This window comes from Pseudomonas sp. ATCC 13867 (assembly GCF_000349845.1).
GTDB lineage: Bacteria > Pseudomonadota > Gammaproteobacteria > Pseudomonadales > Pseudomonadaceae > Pseudomonas.
Map to the genome: position 1 here is coordinate 2,922,029 of NC_020829.1, position 16,174 is coordinate 2,938,202.

The 16,174-nt window shown below is 67.3% G+C and carries 13 protein-coding genes; 8 read left to right on the forward strand and 5 right to left on the reverse strand.

What is annotated here, in order from left to right:
* The first annotated feature begins 5 nt into the window (after window positions 1-5).
* The 4 genes from H681_RS12955 to H681_RS12970 are packed head-to-tail and all read left to right on the forward strand — an operon-like array spanning window position 6 to window position 5,759.
* Window positions 6-1,547 carry a TolC family protein gene (locus H681_RS12955; protein ID WP_015477319.1) on the forward strand — a complete coding sequence of 514 codons (1,542 nt, stop codon included), beginning with the start codon at window positions 6-8 and terminating at the stop codon, window positions 1,545-1,547.
* Window positions 1,534-2,310 carry an efflux RND transporter periplasmic adaptor subunit gene (locus tag H681_RS12960; RefSeq protein ID WP_015477320.1) on the forward strand — a complete coding sequence of 259 codons (777 nt, stop codon included), beginning with the start codon at window positions 1,534-1,536 and terminating at the stop codon, window positions 2,308-2,310. The genes H681_RS12955 and H681_RS12960 overlap by 14 nt, the downstream gene beginning before the upstream one ends.
* Complete coding sequence (locus H681_RS12965; protein WP_015477321.1) at window positions 2,303-3,643, forward strand: efflux RND transporter periplasmic adaptor subunit; 1,341 nt, start codon at window positions 2,303-2,305, stop codon at window positions 3,641-3,643. Before H681_RS12960 ends, H681_RS12965 begins: the two co-directional genes overlap by 8 nt.
* 16 nt (window positions 3,644-3,659) lie before the next feature.
* Window positions 3,660-5,759 carry an HlyD family efflux transporter periplasmic adaptor subunit gene (locus H681_RS12970; protein WP_015477322.1) on the forward strand — a complete coding sequence of 700 codons (2,100 nt, stop codon included), beginning with the start codon at window positions 3,660-3,662 and terminating at the stop codon, window positions 5,757-5,759.
* 277 nt (window positions 5,760-6,036) lie between these two features.
* Here the strand turns inward: H681_RS12970 and codA are convergent, their stop codons facing one another.
* The 4 genes from codA to H681_RS12990 all read right to left on the reverse strand — a co-directional run bounded on the left by codA (window position 6,037) and on the right by H681_RS12990 (window position 10,324).
* The gene (gene codA / locus H681_RS12975) at window positions 6,037-7,278 is read right to left on the reverse strand and encodes a cytosine deaminase (protein WP_015477323.1); all 1,242 of its coding nucleotides are present in this window, start codon (window positions 7,276-7,278) and stop codon (window positions 6,037-6,039) included.
* Window positions 7,279-7,300: 22 nt separating this feature from the next.
* A complete protein-coding gene (locus H681_RS12980; protein ID WP_015477324.1) occupies window positions 7,301-8,512 on the reverse strand; it encodes a PucR family transcriptional regulator in 1,212 nt (403 codons plus the stop codon).
* On the reverse strand, window positions 8,509-9,768 hold the full coding sequence (codB, locus tag H681_RS12985) for a cytosine permease (RefSeq protein ID WP_015477325.1): 1,260 nt from the start codon (window positions 9,766-9,768) through the stop codon (window positions 8,509-8,511). Before codB ends, H681_RS12980 begins: the two co-directional genes overlap by 4 nt.
* A gap of 313 nt (window positions 9,769-10,081) precedes the next feature.
* Complete coding sequence (locus H681_RS12990; RefSeq protein WP_015477326.1) at window positions 10,082-10,324, reverse strand: DUF2790 domain-containing protein; 243 nt, start codon at window positions 10,322-10,324, stop codon at window positions 10,082-10,084.
* 261 nt (window positions 10,325-10,585) lie between these two features.
* Here H681_RS12990 and H681_RS12995 point away from each other — a divergent pair, with 261 nt between their 5' ends.
* Window positions 10,586-11,548, forward strand: coding sequence for a GlxA family transcriptional regulator (locus H681_RS12995; RefSeq protein WP_015477327.1), 963 nt, complete (start codon window positions 10,586-10,588; stop codon window positions 11,546-11,548).
* A gap of 313 nt (window positions 11,549-11,861) precedes the next feature.
* On the opposite strand, the gene H681_RS13000 is transcribed toward H681_RS12995, so the two are convergent.
* On the reverse strand, window positions 11,862-12,323 hold the full coding sequence (locus tag H681_RS13000) for an Lrp/AsnC family transcriptional regulator (protein ID WP_015477328.1): 462 nt from the start codon (window positions 12,321-12,323) through the stop codon (window positions 11,862-11,864).
* A 273-nt stretch (window positions 12,324-12,596) separates the two neighbouring features.
* On the opposite strand from H681_RS13000, the gene H681_RS13005 reads away from it, so the two are divergent.
* From H681_RS13005 to H681_RS13015, 3 genes are read left to right on the forward strand one after another with little or no spacing between them, the layout of a single operon-like run.
* Window positions 12,597-13,829, forward strand: a complete 1,233-nt coding sequence (locus tag H681_RS13005; RefSeq protein WP_015477329.1) for a 3-methyl-2-oxobutanoate dehydrogenase (2-methylpropanoyl-transferring) subunit alpha — start codon at window positions 12,597-12,599, stop codon at window positions 13,827-13,829.
* Window positions 13,826-14,878, forward strand: a complete 1,053-nt coding sequence (locus tag H681_RS13010; RefSeq protein ID WP_041711981.1) for an alpha-ketoacid dehydrogenase subunit beta — start codon at window positions 13,826-13,828, stop codon at window positions 14,876-14,878. The genes H681_RS13005 and H681_RS13010 overlap by 4 nt, the downstream gene beginning before the upstream one ends.
* A complete protein-coding gene (locus H681_RS13015; protein WP_015477331.1) occupies window positions 14,879-16,162 on the forward strand; it encodes a dihydrolipoamide acetyltransferase family protein in 1,284 nt (427 codons plus the stop codon).
* Window positions 16,163-16,174: the final 12 nt, after the last annotated feature.

The following is a 16,174-nucleotide window of genomic DNA, read 5'->3' on the forward strand; positions in this document are numbered from 1 at the left end:
TGCACATGCCCGCATACGCCCTGAAATGCCTGAGTGCCACGATCGCCGCCACTGTCGTTCTGACGGCCTGTTCGTCATTCCAGCCCAAGCCCTATACCCAGGATGAAATGCGACAGCGGGTCATCGAAGACCAGGCGCGGATGTACAAGGAACAGGAGCCGGTGAACGGTCCGATCACCTTCTACGAAGCCTCCGCCCGAGCGTTGAAATACAACCTCGACTACCGCCTCAAGCTGCTGGAAAGCGCGCTGGCATCAGACCTGCGCGACGTCACCAGCCACGAGATGCTGCCGCGCCTGGTGGCCTCGGCCGGCTACGCCGGGCGCAACAACGATTCGGGCGGCACCTCCATCGGCATCGAGGACCGCCAGGTCAGCTTGCGCCCATCCACCTCCGAGGAGCGCTACCGCACGCTGTACAGCCTGGGACTGTCCTGGAGCCTGCTGGACTTCGGCGTCGCCTACTACCGCACCCAGCAGAAGAACGACCAGATGCTGATGGCCGAGGAACGCCGCGAGAAGGTCGCGCAGAATGTCCTGCAGGACGTGCGCAACGCCTACTGGCGCGCCCTGGGCGCCCAGCGCCTGCTGCCGGAAGTGGACGGCCTGCTGATGCGCACCCACCGCGCCCTGACCGCCGCCCGCGAGGCGGAAAACCAGGGCCTGCTGCCGCGCCAGGACATCCTCGCCTACCAGCGCGCCCTGCTCGACTCGGTATACATGCTCACCGTGCGCCGCCAGGACCTGGAGTTCGCCCGCGCCGAACTGGCCGCGCTGATGTCGCTGCCGCCCAACACCAGGATGGTGCTGGCCGACGTCAGCGAACAGCCGCTGCCGCTGGTCACCAGCAACACCGAGCAACTGGAGCGCCTGTCCCTGGAGCACCGTCCGGAAATCATGGAAGAGTGGTACAGAAAGCGCGTCGACATGAACGACCTGAAGATCGCCAAGGCGCAGCTGTGGCCCAACCTGAGCTTCAACTACGGCTACGAGTACGACTCCAACAAGTACCTGTACAACAACGACTGGAACCAGACCGGCGTCCAGGTCTCGATGAACCTCCTGCGCCTCTTGCAGTACCCGGACATCAAGGCCGCCGAAGAGAGCCAGGAGAAGACCGACGACATGCGCCGCACCGCACTGTCGATGGCCATCCTCACCCAGGTTCGCGTCGGCCTGCTGCGCTACCAGCTGGCGCGCCAGGAAGTGGAGTTCGCCAACGAAAGCCTGCGGGTCGACAAGAGCCTGCTCGACTACGCCCAGTCCGCCCGTGGCGCCGCCCTGGGCAGCGAGCTGGAGCTGATCCGCGCCGAAGGCCGCTACCTGCTCTCGCGCTACCAGCGCGAAGCCGCCTACTCCGACGCCCAGGCCGCCTGGGGCCGGCTGTACAACTCGGTGGGCTTCGAGGTGATGCCCAAGGAAATCGAGAACCACGACATCAAGACGCTTGCGCGGGAAATCCAACGCACGCTCGATCAGCAGTCCAGCAGCAACCTGCTCGCCAGCAGCCTCTCCAGCAGTGAAGGAAGCGCCAATGTCGCGCAGTAAATCGTCGTACCTGTTCCTCCCGCTCTGCCTGATGCTGCTGCAACCGGCGCTGGCCGCCGACGCCGGCGCGCCCCTGCCGCCGCTCCCGGGCAACGATCCGGGGGCAATTCGCGTGCTGCTGGTGGCCGACCTGGAAACCACCCTCTCCGCCCAGATGAACGGCACCCTCGGCGCGCTCAAGGCCAGTCTCGGCGAAAAAGTCGCCAAGGACGCGCAACTGGCCCAGCTCAACTGCGTGGAAGTCAACGCCCGCGCCAAGGTCGCCGCCGCCGAGCTGAACATGGCCCGCGCCAACCTTGCGGCCAAGCGCAACCTGCGCAAGCTCGATGCGGTGGGCGACCTGGAAGTGGCGATGGCCAGCACCGAAGTGGAAAAGGCCGACGGCGCTCTCACCCTGGCCCGCGCCCAGGCCAGCTACTGCCTGATCGACGCGCCCTTCTCCGGGCGCATCGCCAAGGTCTACGTCAAGCCGTACCAGACCGTCTCCGCCGGCACGCCGCTGTTCGACCTGGTCAGCGACGGCGCCCTGAAAGTCCGCCTCAACGTGCCCTCCTCGCTGCTGCCACGCCTGCAGCCGGGCATGCCGCTGCAAGTGGACATCCACGAAACCGGCAAGCACTACCCGGCCAAGGTCAGCGCGATCAACGCGCGGGTCGACGCCGTGGCGCAGACCGTGGAGCTGGAGGCGAAGCTGGACACCAGCTACCCCGAACTGATCGCCGGCATGAGCGGGGTCGCACGCTTCCCCGAAAGCCATGAGTGAGCTGCTGCCGCCACCCCAGCTGCTGCTGAGCCTGGCCAATGTGCGGGACAAGGCGCTGGCGGCCGATTCGCGCAACGGCCTGGCCTTCAGCATCGCCAACGACCTGTTCCCGCTGCTGCGCTTCCACCAGGCGCTGGTGTTCGCCTGCCACGACACGCGCAACGAACTGCTGGCCGTCTCCGGCCTGGCCAAGCCCACGGAAGACTCGCCCTACCTGGTCTGGCTCGAACGCGCCAGCCGCTGGATCGCCGCGCAACTGCCCGACACCGCGCCGGCCTGGCTCGCCCGCGAAGCCCTCGATCCGCCGGCGGACATCGCCGAAGGCTGGGCCGAGTGGTGGCCCGCCGGACTCTGGTGCGTACCGTTGCACGACCGCGCCGGCCAGCGCCAGGGGCTGGTGCTGTTCCTCCTCGACGAGGCACCGGCGCGTAACCTGCAACCGCTGCTGCAAGGCGTCTGGCAGACCTGGGCGCACGCCTGGGCCGCCTTCGGGCCACGTCCGCGCCTGCGCTTCTGGCGGCCGAGCAAGCGTCAACTGCTGATCGGCGCGGTCGCCCTGGCCGCGCTGCTGCTGATCCCGGTACGGCAGACGGCCCTGGCACCGGCGGAAGTCGTGTCGCGCAACGCCCAGATGATCAGCTCGCCCATCGACGGCGTGATCGCGCAGATGCTGGTGCGCCCCAACCAGAGCGTGGAAGTCGGCACGCCGCTGTTCGTACTGGATGAAACCACCCTGCGCAGCCGCGCCGAAGTGCTGGCCAAGGAAGTCGCGGTAGCCGACGCCGAACTCATGGCCGCCAGCCAGCGCGCCTTCGACAACCCGCAGAGCAAGAGCGAACTGACGGTGCTCGACGGCCGCGCCCGCCAGCGCCGCGCCGAACTGGCCGCCGTGCAGGCGCAGTTGGCGCGCACCCGCGTGCTCTCGCCGCGCGCCGGCGTCGCGGTGTACAGCGACCCCAACGACTGGCTGGGCAAGCCGGTGGTCACCGGCGAACGCATCCTCCAGGTGGCCGACCCGAGCAAACCGGGCATGCGCATCCAACTGCCGGTGGCCGACGCCATCGCCCTGGAGCCGGGGGCGAAGGTCGCGCTGTTCCTCACCGCCTATCCGCTCGACCCGCTGCACGGGGAAATCCTCGAAACCAGCTACCAGGCCAAGCCCAGCGACGAAGGCGTGGCCTCCTACCGCCTGCTGGCCAGCGTGGAAAACGCCCCGCCGCACGCCCGCCTCGGCCTGCACGGCACCGCCAAGCTCTACGGCGAACGCGTGGTGCTCGGCTATTACCTGCTGCGCCGGCCGCTGGCCTCGCTGCGCGCCTGGACCGGCTGGTGATGGAGAGAGTCTGGTGATGGACACTGCCGTCGAAGACCTGCCCACCCCGCCCCTGCGCGACGACCTGCGCCTGAGCGAAGCCGCGCCCGGCCCCAACGGCGAACCGGTGTGGGTGATCCAGGACTGCGTGCTCAACCGGTTCTACCGCATCGGCTGGCTGGAGTTCGAATGCCTGCTGCGCTGGGAACAGACACCCCGGCAGATCAGCGAACAGATCGCCGAGCAGACCGCGCTCAAGCCCGACACCGAGCAGGTGCTGGGCTTTCGTCAGTTCCTCGAATACCACCAGTTGCTGCGCTCCGGCCCCGAAGCCCTGGCGCGCCTGCAGGCACGCAGCGAAGGCAGCCAGTGGACCACCTGGAAATGGTGGCTGCACCACTACCTGTTCTTCCGCATCCCGCTGATCCGCCCGCAGCGCTTCCTGCGCGCCATCGCCGGCAGCCTCGCCTGGCTGTTCAACCGCTTCACGGCGGCGCTGGTGCTGCTGCTCAGCCTCGCCGGCATCGTGCTGGTCACGCACCAGTGGGACACCTTCACCCACGATGTGGTGGAATCCTTCTCCTTCGAGGGCCTGCTCAGCTTCGCCGCCGCGCTGGTGGTGGCCAAGACGTTGCACGAGATGGGCCACGCGCTGGTGGCGACCCGGCTGGGGCTCAAGGTCGCGCACATGGGCATCGCCTTCGTGGTGATGTGGCCGATGCTCTACACCGACACCGGGGAAAGCTGGAAACTGCGCAGCAACCGCCAGCGTCTGGCCATCGCCAGCGCCGGCATCGTCACCGAACTGGGCCTGGCCGGGCTCTCGACGCTGGGCTGGGCGCTGGCCGATCCCGGCCCCTTGCGCAACGCCTTGCTGTACCTGGCCACCACCAGTTGGGCGCTGTCGCTGGCGCTGAACGCCAGCCCCTTCATGCGTTTCGACGGCTACTTCATCCTCTCCGACCTGCTGGACTTCCCCAACCTGCACGAACGCGCAAGCGCCCTGGCCCGCACCACCCTGCGCCGCAACCTGCTCGGTCTGGACGAGCCGTGGGCGGAACACTTCCCCACCGGCAAGCGCCGCCTGCTGGTGGCGTTCGCCTTCGGCACCTGGGTCTACCGCCTGCTGCTGTTCCTCGGCATCGCCGTGGCGGTCTATTACTTCTTCTTCAAACTGCTGGGAATCTTCCTGTTCGCCGTGGAAATCAGCTGGTTCATCGTTCAGCCCGTGTGGCGTGAACTCAAGGTCTGGTGGCAGCGCCGTGGGGAAGTGAAGCCACGGCGCAAACTGGTCTTCCTGGCACTGCTTGGTGCCGTACTGCTCCTGCTGGCGGTGCCCTGGCGCACCCAGGTCCACGCGATGGGCGTGGCCCGCGCGGCGCAGCAGTTGCACGTCTATGCGCCGTTCCCTGCGCTGCTGCGCGATGTGCGCTCCGGCGGTGAAGTCGCCAAGGGCGAAACCCTGGCGGTAATGGAAGAACCGGACATCGCCGCCAGGGTACGCGGCAGCGAAGCCAGCATCCGCGGCTACGAAGGCCGCCTGGCCGGCATGCTCGCCGACCCGCAGGGGCTCGCCGAGGAAGCCGTCACCCGCCAGCGCCTGGGCGTGGAATACCAGCAGGCCCGCGCCGCCCGCAACGAGATGGCCCGCCTGACGCTGCAAGCGCCCTTCGCCGGCCGCTGGATGGATGTGAACCCGGAGTGGAAAGCCGGCCAGTGGATCAATACCCGCGAGCCGATCGGCGTGCTGGTCGATCCGGGTTCCTGGCTGGTGGACGCCTACGTCAAGCAGGACGAGGTGCAGCGCCTCACCGACGGCGGCCGCGTGCGCTTCTACCCCGAGGGCGTGCCCAGCCCCATCGACGGCCAGGTGGTGCTGATCGGCACCACCCGCGTCAGCCAGTTGGAGCAGCCGATGCTCGCCTCGCGCTACGGCGGCCCGCTGAACGTCAACGCCCAGGGCGACGCGCTGATACCCAATCCGGCGCTGTTCCACGTGCTGGTGAAACTGGAGGAAGCGCCGCCGAACCTGCATGAAACGCGTGGGCACCTGCAGATCGATGGCGCCCGGCGCAGCTGGCTGGGGGAAGGCTTGACCCGGTTGCTGGCGGTGGCGTTGCGGGAGAGCGGATTCTAGCGGCGCGGCCCCTCCGGGTGACGAGGCACATGCCCGCTCCTACGGGAGCAAAGCGCTCAGCTTCAGGACTGCTGGTGAATCCGTTCGCGAGCAAGCTCGCTCCTACAAGGGCGGGGCGGCTTCGGGCGCTTTCGTAGAAGCGGACTTCGCCCGCGATGCCCTGTTCTTCGTACGCAATCAGGCGCCGCGCGATCCGCCGCGCCGTGAGCCGAAGGCCGAAGGTCTCCACCAAGACTCTCGGCCATTCGCCGCTTCCGCAAGAAACCCGGGTGGTCGATCAGCCCTCGACCAGCTCCACCTTCTCCGGCTCGCGCTTCATCAGCACGCGGCCATTGCGGATCGAGTACAGCGCCTTGGTCTGCTGGCGCACCGCTTCGTAATCGCTTTCCACACCCAGCACCAGCAGGTTGGCCGGGCGGCCGGCGGCGATGCCGTAGCGCGCGCCCAGGTTCAGCGCGCGGGCGCTGTTGTCGGTGACCAGGTCGAGCGCACGCTGCAGGTCGTCGAAGCCCATCATGTGGCAGATGTGCAGGCCGGCATCGAGCACGCGCAGGATGTTGCCGTTACCCAGCGGGTACCACGGATCCTTGATCGAATCCTGGCCGAAGCAGACGTTCATGCCGGCGCGGTCGATCTCGGCCACGCGGGTCACGCCGCGGCGTTTCGGGAAGGTGTCGAAGCGGCCCTGCAGGTGGATGCTCTCGGTCGGGCAGGAGACGAAGTTGATGCCCGAGCGCTTGAGCAGGCGGAACAGCTTGGAGCAATACGCGTTGTCGTAGGAGCCCATCGCGGTAGTGTGGCTGGCGGTGACGCGACCACCCATGCCGCGCACGCGGGCTTCTTCGGCGAGCACTTCGAGGAAGCGCGAGTTCGGGTCGTCGGTCTCGTCGCAGTGCACGTCCACCAGGCAGCCGGTGCGCTCGGCCAGGTCCATCAGGAACTTGATCGAGCTGACGCCCTGCTCGCGGGTGTTCTCGAAGTGCGGGATGCCGCCGACCACGTCCGCGCCCAGGCGGATCGCCTCTTCCATCAGCTCGCGGCCGCCTTCGTAGGACTCGATGCCCTCCTGCGGGAAGGCGACGATCTGCAGGTCCACCAGGTGCCGCGCTTCTTCACGAACCTCCAGCATGGCCTTGAGCGCGGCCAGGGTCGGATCGGTCACGTCGACGTGGGTGCGCACGTGCTGGATGCCGTGGGCGGCCAGCATGCGGATGGTGGTGTGGGCGCGGGACTTGGTGTCCGCGTGCGTGATGGTTTCCTTGCGCTGGGCCCAGCGCTCGATGCCCTCGAACAGCGTGCCGCTCATGTTCCATTCCGGCTCGCCGGCGGTCAGGGTGGCGTCGAGGTGGATGTGCGGCTCCACCAGTGGAGCGATGGCCAGGTTGCCGCGGGCGTCGATGTCGTCGCCGCTGGCGGCTACGCTGCCGGCTTGCTGGACGACTTCGGCGATGACATCGCCTTCGCAGCGGATGGTGAACAGGCCGGTCTGCTTGCGCAGCGAGGCGTTGATGATTTTCATGGGATCAAAGGTCCTCTTCAGGCTATTCGTGGCGCGGCGCAGCGGACATGCGCCAGATGAGCAGCGCCACGGAGATATTCAGGCGGAACTGCGCGTCGTCCAGGGACTGGCCGCTCAGGGCCTCGATCCGCGCGATCCGCTGGTTCAGGGTATTGCGGTGGATGCCCAGGCGCTGTGCCGCCCTGAGCGCGTTGCCGCCTTCCTGGACGAGCGCGTCGAGCGTCTCGATCAGCAACTGCGGCTGCTTGCGGCCCGCGTCATGCAGCGGGCCGAGGGTGTCCTTCATGAACTGCTCGACCACCGCGCGATCGGGAATCGCCCGCAGCAGGCGCAGCACACCCAGCTCACGGTAGTCGCAGAAGCCGCCGGGCGCCTGCATGCCTTCGGCGACATCCAGCGCCTGGCGTGCCTCGAGCAGCGCGCGGGGAAACTCGGCGCAGGATTCGGCGCGGGCGGAAAGTCCGAGGTAGGCACGCAGCGGCGCCAGTTCCTGTTGCAGCGCGGCGGCCAGGGCGTGCAGTTCGGCACGCTCGACCTCCGTCAGCAGGAGGACGAACAGGTCACCCTGGATCACCACCGGCAGGCGCTCGGGGCGCTCCTGCTGCCAGTTCTCCAGGTGGTCGAGCAGACGCTGGCGGGTCTGCTGCAAGGCGCGCTCGGCCTCTTCGGGCTCGTGCCGCTGGAACAGCGTATCGACACCGGACAGCCGCAGCGCCACCAGGCGGCGCGGCGTTTCCAGCGGCAACTCCAGGTGCCGGGCGCGGCGGCGGACGATCTCCAGGCTCGGGAAATCGCCGCTGAGCAACTGGCCGAGGATGTCCCGGCGCGAGGTCTTCACCTGGGTCATCTGCACCAGCGCCGTGCCGATCAGGTGGGTGACGATGACCATCTTCAGCGCGTAGGGCTGCTCGATCAGCGGCAGGCCTTCCACTTCGGCCAGATGAACCACGGACGGCGGGATGCGCTGGATGAACTCGTCGCCCGTGAGGATGACGATGCCGGCGATGCCGCTGGCGACGCCTTCGCGCACCAGCTGCAGCAGGTTGGCTTCGTCACGGCTGTGGTTGATGCCGGTGACGAACACCAGCTCGCCGCCCATCACCCACTCGGCGATGCCGACGTTCTCCGCCACGTAGGACCAGCGTACGCTGCGATGCAGATTGCGCGCGCCGGCCCGCAGCGCGAGGCTTTCCAGCCCCGGCAGGCGGAGGATTTCCTCGACGCTCAGGCTCAAGCGCGCGGCTCGGCCACCGGCGCGCGGGCGCGGGTGACTTCGGTGAGCACGACGTAGCAGAAGGCCGAGGCGGCAATGCCCACCAGCGGCGCGATCCACGGCGAGGCGTAGGCGAGACCCGCGCCGACCGCGTAGGACGCAAGGCCCGTAACGTTGAACGCCGGGATATGCGTGCCCACCAGCGCCGGGTATTCACCGCGGTTGCGGTACCAGTAGTCGGCCATGATCACGCCACCCAGCGGCGGGATGATCGAGCCCAGCAGCACCAGGAACGGGATCAGCCATTCGTACATGCCGCCGATGGCGAGGACGATGCCGATGCCGGCGGCCAGCAGGGTCATGCTGCGGCGGCGCTCGCTGCGCACCAGGTGGCAGGCGGCGGCGGAGACGTTGTAGATGGTCGGGCCCTGGATGGTCCACAGGTTCAGGCAGAGCATGATCACCGCGGCAAAGGACAGGCCCTGCAGCACCATCACTTCGACGATGTCGGCGTTCTGGTAGACGATGGCGCACCAGGCGCCGGCGACGATCATCAGGCCGTTGCCGATGAGGAAGGCGACCACGCTGGCGATCACCGCGATGCGCCCGCTGCGCGCCATGCGCGTCCAGTTGGTGGCCTGGGTCGCGCCGCTGGCGAAGGTGCCGAAGACCATGGTCACGGCGGCGGAGAAGGTCAGCGTCTGGCTCGGCTCCTTCGCCAGCAGGCCGCTCCAGCCGCCGGCGTGGTTGGTGGCGATGACCATCGATGCCACCAGCAGGATGAACATCAGCGGCACGGACACGCGGGACATGATGTCCAGGCCCTTGAAGCCGATGATCGCGGTGATCGAGAAGAGCAGGCCGAACACCACCATCAGCGGGATGTTCAGCCACGCCGGCAGCGACAGCATCTTCACCAGCACGATGGCCACGGTGGCAGTGCCCCAGGCGTACCAGCCCAGTTCGGCGAAACCGAGGAGGAAGTCGGACAGCTTGCTGCCGCGCTCGCCGAAGCAGAAGCGGCCCATCAGCACGGTGTTCAGGCCGCTGCGCGAGGCGATCAGGCCCAGGGCGGCGGCGTAGATGGCGAGCAGCACGTTGCCGATGAAGGCGACCCAGAGCATGTCGACGAAATCGAAGGCCATGCCGATCTTGCCGCCGGCGAACATGGTGCCGGTGAAGAAGGTGAAGCTGAACAGGACCATGGCGATGGGCAGCAGGCCTTTGCGCCCTTCCCTGGGCGTCGCGCTCAGGGGGAATTCACTGGGGGAACTCATCTCGGCTTTTTTCATCGGAGCATTCCGCGAGGATTGGTTGAGGACTCCCGGCACAACGCAAATAGCGGGCCGGAAAAGCCAATCAGGAACGACGCGGAAATTTTGAGCATGTCGAACATTGTGAACTGTTCACAATGCACACTTCCGGTGGGTGTAACGGCGTTTCAAGATAGCTCAAATGTGCATTGTGCGGATTTTCGGGGCACGATGCAGCTTTTTCGCACCAAAACCTGACGAAACCCTGACTTGAGTTCCTACCGCTCAGCGGGAATCGCCGGACCGTTGCACCCTCTGCCGAACGTCTGGAGCAGGCTCAGACGTCGCTGCAGCGCGTGGTCTGGCGCAAATAGCGTACGGCACGAACCTGCCCGTGGGAGTCCAGGTAGGTCATGGTTGCCAGGCTGACTTCGCAGCGCTCGTTGGGCTGCTCGATGCGCAGTACCTTGGCCACGTCCAGCGGCATGCCGTACCGATAGACCGGCGCCTCTTCGGCGAAAGCGGTGAGCGAAAGCAGTGCGGCGGGAACGGCGAACAGAAGAGCAAGCGTGGATTTCATGGCAGGAACCTCGGGGATCACACGGGTCGCGTTGATCGTGGCCCACAGCCATTGAATCTAGACCAGCCGCCGCCAAGGACACAGAGCGACTTCGGCAATGAATTTATTCAGACCGCGCAATAATGGCGCCTTGCGATAGCGTGGCGCGGCACGACTGTGACGTTCGTTGTCGGCTGATTGGCAGAATTCACACTCTCGTTGAATTTGCAGCCAGGGCGATCCCCCGCAAGAATGAGTGCCATCGATCGGATCGGAGGCACCATGAAGCGCGTAGCCATGCTGCTGTTTCCCGGCGTGCAGGCGCTGGACGTTTCCGGGCCGCTGGACGTGTTCGCCGAGGCCAACGCCTTCGTCGCGCCTGGCCAGGGCTACCAGGTGATAACCCTGGCCGCGCCGCCCCTGCCCTTGCGTGCCTCCAACGGCCAGTTGCTGGGCGCCGACCTCAGCCTCGCCCAGGGCCTGGCCGCCGCCGACATCCTCCTGGTGCCCGGCGGGCCGGCGCTGCCCGACGAAACGCCCGGCGCCGAACTGCTCGACTGGCTACGCGCGGCCTGCGCCCAGGTGCCGCGCTACGGTTCGATCTGTACCGGGGCCTTTCTCCTCGGCCACGCGGGGCTGCTGGATGGCAAGCGCGTGACCACCCACTGGAACGATGCGCGACGGCTGGCGGAGCTGTTCCCGCAAGCACGGGTGGAGCCGGACCGCATCCACGTGCGCGACGGCGCGCTGGTGACCTCGGCGGGCGTCACCGCCGGCATCGATCTGGCCCTGGCGCTGGTGGCGGAAGATCACGGCGCGGCGGTGGCGCTGTCGGTCGCCAAGCGCCTGCTGGTGGTGGCGCAGCGGCAAGGCGGGCAGTCGCAGTTCAGTCCTTTCCTCCGGGCTCCCGTGGACGAGCGCTCGCCGGTGGCGCGCATCCAGCGCCATGTGCAGGAACATCTCGACCAGCCACTGGGCGTGCCGCAACTGGCCGCCAAAGTGACCATGAGCCCACGCAGCTTCGCCCGTACCTTCGTGCGCGAAGCCGGCGTGACACCGGCCGAGTTCGTCCAGCGCGCCCGCCTCGACGCCGCGCGCGGCTTGCTGGAGGGCAGCGACCTGGCATTGAAGGTGATCGCCTGGCGCTGTGGCTTCGGCAGCGCGGCGCGGATGCGACGGGTGTTCGTGCAGCGACTGGGTGTGACGCCAACGCAGTATCGCGAGCAGTTTCGCCGCGAAGGCTGATCGGGTGCGCTTTTCGTAGGAGCGAGCTTGCTCGCGAACCCGCCGCCGAGCGTGGCGCCCACCCGATCGCGGATAAATCCGCTCCTGCAAGAACCGGCACCCATTTCGCGCGAGCGTACAAGCGGACGCTGTCCGCGATGACTTCCAACCACTGCGGACAGATCGGTTCGCGAGCAAGCTCGCTCCTACAATCCAGCCGGAGGGCCCCGGTTGGATTCGCGGACAAGGTCCGCTCCCACAGGTAGATGCGGGTGCGCTCCCGTACAAGCGGACCTTGTGCGCTAAATCTGCGCCCCCGCGCCAGAGCTTCCGGCTAGATCGGTGGCGCCGAGCGCAGCATCACCGACTTCAACGCGAACGCCGACTTGATCCCCGCCACACCGGGAATCTGCGTCAGCGTGTTGGTCAGGAACAGCTGGTACGCCGACAGGTCCTTCACCACCACCCGCAGCATGTAGTCGGCATCGCCGGTCATCTGGAAGCAGCTCATCACCTGCGGCGCCTGGACGATGCGTTCCTCGAACCGCGCGAGGTAGTCGCCGGTCTGTTTTTCCAGGGACACCGAGACGAACACGCTCATGCCGCCGGACAGGCGCTCCTCGTCGAGGCGCGCAAAGTAACCCTGGATGTACTGCTCTTCCTCCAGGCGGCGCACCCGGCGCAAGGTCGGGGTCAGCGACAGGCCGATGTTCTGCGCGAGATCGCGCCAGGAGAGCCGGCCATCGTCGGCCAGGGCGCGGAGGATTTTCAGGTCGGTGCGGTCCAGGTCAGCCATTTTTCCTCGTACTACGGACGGTTGTTTTTATAGTTCAAACACACTAATCCGTAACTTCGGAGCTAGTCAATTTGGAGCAAAAAACCAATCGGTCACACCTATACTGAAACCACAACTACAACAACCGAGGACCTCACCATGAGTGATGTCACCACCCGCTGCGCGACCCCGCGCGGCCCCCGCACCGTAGCCCGACCCGGCCGGGTGCATCCGCCAGGCCTGGCGTCTTCCGTCTGCTGATCCACACCCAACGATCACACCTGGAGACCCGCCATGACCGACTACGCTCCGCTCCGCCTGCACGTCCCCGAACCCACCGGACGCCCGGGCTGCAAGACTGACTTCTCCTACCTGCACCTCTCGCCCGCCGGCGAGGTGCGCAAGCCCGCCGTCGACGTCGAACCCGCGCAGACCACCGACCTGGCCTTCAGCCTGGTGCGTGTGCTCGACGACGAAGGCAACGCCCTCGGCCCCTGGGCCCCGGACCTGAGCCACGAGCAGCTGCTGCGCGGCATGCGCGCCATGCTCAAGACGCGCATCTTCGACGCGCGCATGCTCACCGCCCAGCGCCAGAAGAAAATGTCCTTCTACATGCAGTGCCTGGGCGAGGAAGCCATCGCCACCGCCCACACGATGGCGCTGCAGGATGGCGACATGTGCTTCCCGACCTATCGCCAGCAAGGCATCCTGATCACCCGCGACTACCCGTTGAAGGACATGATCTGCCAGTTGCTCTCCAACGAGGCCGACCCGCTCAAGGGCCGTCAGCTGCCGATCATGTATTCCAGCCGCGAATACGGTTTCTTCTCCATCTCCGGCAACCTCGCCACCCAGTTCATCCAGGCCGTCGGCTGGGGCATGGCCTCGGCGATCAAGGGCGATACCAAGATCGCCTCGGCCTGGATCGGCGACGGCGCCACCGCCGAATCGGACTTCCACACCGCCCTCACCTTCGCCCACGTCTACCGCGCTCCGGTGATCCTCAACGTGGTCAACAACCAGTGGGCTATCTCCACCTTCCAGGCCATCGCCGGCGGTGAAGGCACCACCTTCGCCAACCGTGGCGTGGGCTGCGGCATCGCCTCGCTGCGGGTGGACGGCAACGACTTCCTCGCCGTCTACGCCGCCTCGCAATGGGCCGCCGAGCGCGCCCGCCGTGGCTTTGGGCCGAGCCTGATCGAATGGGTCACCTACCGCGCGGGCCCGCACTCCACCTCGGACGATCCGTCCAAGTACCGCCCCGCCGACGACTGGACCAGCTTCCCCCTGGGCGACCCGATCGCCCGCCTCAAGCAGCACCTGATCGGCCTCGGCATCTGGTCCGAGGAGCAGCAGGACGCGCTGCAGAAGGAACTGGAAGCCGAAGTGATCGCCGCGCAGAAACAGGCCGAGCGCCACGGCTCGCTGGTGGACGGCCACGTGTTCAGCGCCGCCAACCTGTTCGACGACGTCTACAAGGACCTGCCGGAACACCTGCGCCGGCAGCGCCAGGAGCTCGGGGTATGAATGCCATGAATCCGCAACACGAGAACGCCCAGGCGGTCACCAGCATGACCATGATCCAGGCGCTGCGCTCGGCGATGGACGTGATGCTCGAACGCGACGACAACGTGGTGGTGTTCGGCCAGGACGTGGGCTACTTCGGCGGCGTATTCCGCTGCACCGAAGGCCTGCAGAAGAAATACGGCACCTCGCGGGTGTTCGATGCGCCGATCTCCGAGAGCGGCATCATCGGCGCCGCCGTCGGCATGTGCGCCTACGGCCTGCGCCCGGTGGTGGAAATCCAGTTCGCCGACTACGTCTACCCGGCCACCGACCAACTGGTGTCGGAGGCCGCGCGCATCCGCTACCGCTCGGTGGGCGACTTCGTCGTGCCGATGGTGGTGCGCATGCCCTGCGGCGGCGGCATCTACGGCGGCCAGACGCACAGCCAGAGCCCGGAGGCGATGTTCACCCAGGTCTGCGGCCTGCGCACCGTCATGCCGTCCAACCCGTACGACGCCAAGGGTCTGCTGATCGCCTGCATCGAGAACGACGACCCGGTGATCTTCCTCGAACCCAAGCGCCTGTATAACGGCCCGTTCGACGGCCACCACGACCGCCCGGTGACGCCCTGGTCCAAGCACCCGGCCAGCCAGGTGCCGGAGGGTTACTACAGCGTGCCGCTGGACAAGGCCGTCATCGCCCGCCCCGGCTCCGAACTGACCGTGCTGACCTACGGCACCACCGTCTACGTGGCGCAGACCGCCGCAGAGGAAACCGGCGTCGATGCCGAGATCATCGACCTGCGCAGCCTCTGGCCGCTGGATCTGGACACCATCGTAGAGTCGGTGAAGAAGACCGGCCGCTGCGTCATCGTCCACGAGGCCACCCGCACCTGCGGCTATGGCGCCGAGCTGATGTCGCTGGTCCAGGAGAACTGCTTCCACCACCTCGAATCGCCCATCGTGCGCGTGACCGGCTGGGACACCCCCTACCCGCACGCCCAGGAATGGGACTACTTCCCCGGGCCCGCGCGCGTCGGCGCGGCCTTCAAGCGCGCGATGGAGGTCTGAATGGGCACTCACGTCATCAAGATGCCGGACATCGGCGAAGGTATCGCCGAAGTCGAGCTGGTGGAGTGGCATGTCCAGGTCGGCGATGAGGTCCAGGAAGACCAACTGCTGGCCGAGGTCATGACCGACAAGGCCACCGTGGAAATCCCCTCGCCGGTGGCCGGGAAGATCCTCGCCCTGGGCGGCGTGCCGGGCCAGGTGATGGCCGTGGGCGGCGAGCTGATCCGCCTGGAAGTGGAAGGCCACGGCAACCACCGTGAAGCCGCTCAGCCCAAGGCGGAGGTCGAAGCACCCGTCAAGGCGGAAGCCAAACCGGCTCCTGTCGCCGAGGCACCCAAGCTGGCACCGCGCGTCGACAGCAAGCCGGTCGCCCCGGCCGCGCGCCCTGCTCCGTCGCCGGCACCGCGCCGCGCACCGGGCGAAAAGCCGCTGGCCTCGCCGGCGGTGCGCCAGCGTGCCCGCGACCTGGGCGTGGAATTGCAGTTCGTCCAGGGCAGCGGCCCGGCCGGACGCATCCTGCGCGAAGACCTGGAGCACTACCTGGAGCATGGCGGCGCGACCATCGCCTCCGGCTACGCCGCGCGCCACGACGAGCACCAGATCCCGGTGATCGGCCTGCGCCGCAAGATCGCGCAGAAGATGGCCGAAGCCAAGCGGCGCATCCCGCACTTCAGCTACGTCGAGGAAATCGACGTCACTGACCTGGAAGCCCTGCGCGTCCACCTCAACGCCAGGCACAGCGCGGCGCGCGGCAAGCTGACCCTGCTGCCCTTCATCGCCCGCGCCCTGGTCGTCGCCCTGCGCGACTTCCCGCAGCTCAACGCGCGCTATGACGACGAAGCCGACGTGATCACCCGCTACGGTGCGGTACACCTGGGCGTCGCCACCCAGAGCGACAACGGCCTGATGGTGCCGGTGCTGCGCAACGCCGAGTCCCGCGACCTGTGGGGCAACGCCGCGGAAGTGGCGCGCCTGGCCGAGGCCGCGCGCCACGGCAAGGCCAGCCGCGAGGAACTGTCCGGCTCGACCATCACCCTGAGCAGCCTCGGCGCCCTGGGCGGCATCGTCAGCACACCGGTGATCAACCTGCCGGAAGTCGCCATCGTCGGCGTCAACCGCATGGTCGAGCGGCCGATGGTGGTCAACGGGCAGATCGTGGTGCGCAAGATGATGAACCTGTCTTCGTCCTTCGATCACCGGGTGGTCGACGGCATGGACGCGGCGGCCTTCATCCAGGCCGTGCGCGCCCTGCTCGAACATCCCGCCACCCTGTTCATCGATTGATAGCCGGAGCAC

Bases quoted from the DNA above. Each gene is read 5' to 3' on its own strand.
- H681_RS12960 (WP_015477320.1), top strand. From the start codon at position 1,534: ATGTCGCGCAGTAAATCGTCGTACCTGTTCCTCCCGCTCTGCCTGATG.
- H681_RS12965 (WP_015477321.1), top strand. From the start codon at position 2,303: ATGAGTGAGCTGCTGCCGCCACCCCAGCTGCTGCTGAGCCTGGCCAAT.
- H681_RS13015 (WP_015477331.1), top strand. From the start codon at position 14,879: ATGGGCACTCACGTCATCAAGATGCCGGACATCGGCGAAGGTATCGCC.
- H681_RS12970 (WP_015477322.1), top strand. From the start codon at position 3,660: ATGGACACTGCCGTCGAAGACCTGCCCACCCCGCCCCTGCGCGACGAC.
- codB (WP_015477325.1), bottom strand. From the start codon at position 9,768: ATGAGTTCCCCCAGTGAATTCCCCCTGAGCGCGACGCCCAGGGAAGGG.
- codA (WP_015477323.1), bottom strand. From the start codon at position 7,278: ATGAAAATCATCAACGCCTCGCTGCGCAAGCAGACCGGCCTGTTCACC.
- H681_RS13005 (WP_015477329.1), top strand. From the start codon at position 12,597: ATGACCGACTACGCTCCGCTCCGCCTGCACGTCCCCGAACCCACCGGA.
- H681_RS12995 (WP_015477327.1), top strand. From the start codon at position 10,586: ATGAAGCGCGTAGCCATGCTGCTGTTTCCCGGCGTGCAGGCGCTGGAC.
- H681_RS12990 (WP_015477326.1), bottom strand. From the start codon at position 10,324: ATGAAATCCACGCTTGCTCTTCTGTTCGCCGTTCCCGCCGCACTGCTT.
- H681_RS13000 (WP_015477328.1), bottom strand. From the start codon at position 12,323: ATGGCTGACCTGGACCGCACCGACCTGAAAATCCTCCGCGCCCTGGCC.
- H681_RS12955 (WP_015477319.1), top strand. From the start codon at position 6: ATGCCCGCATACGCCCTGAAATGCCTGAGTGCCACGATCGCCGCCACT.
- H681_RS13010 (WP_041711981.1), top strand. From the start codon at position 13,826: ATGAATGCCATGAATCCGCAACACGAGAACGCCCAGGCGGTCACCAGC.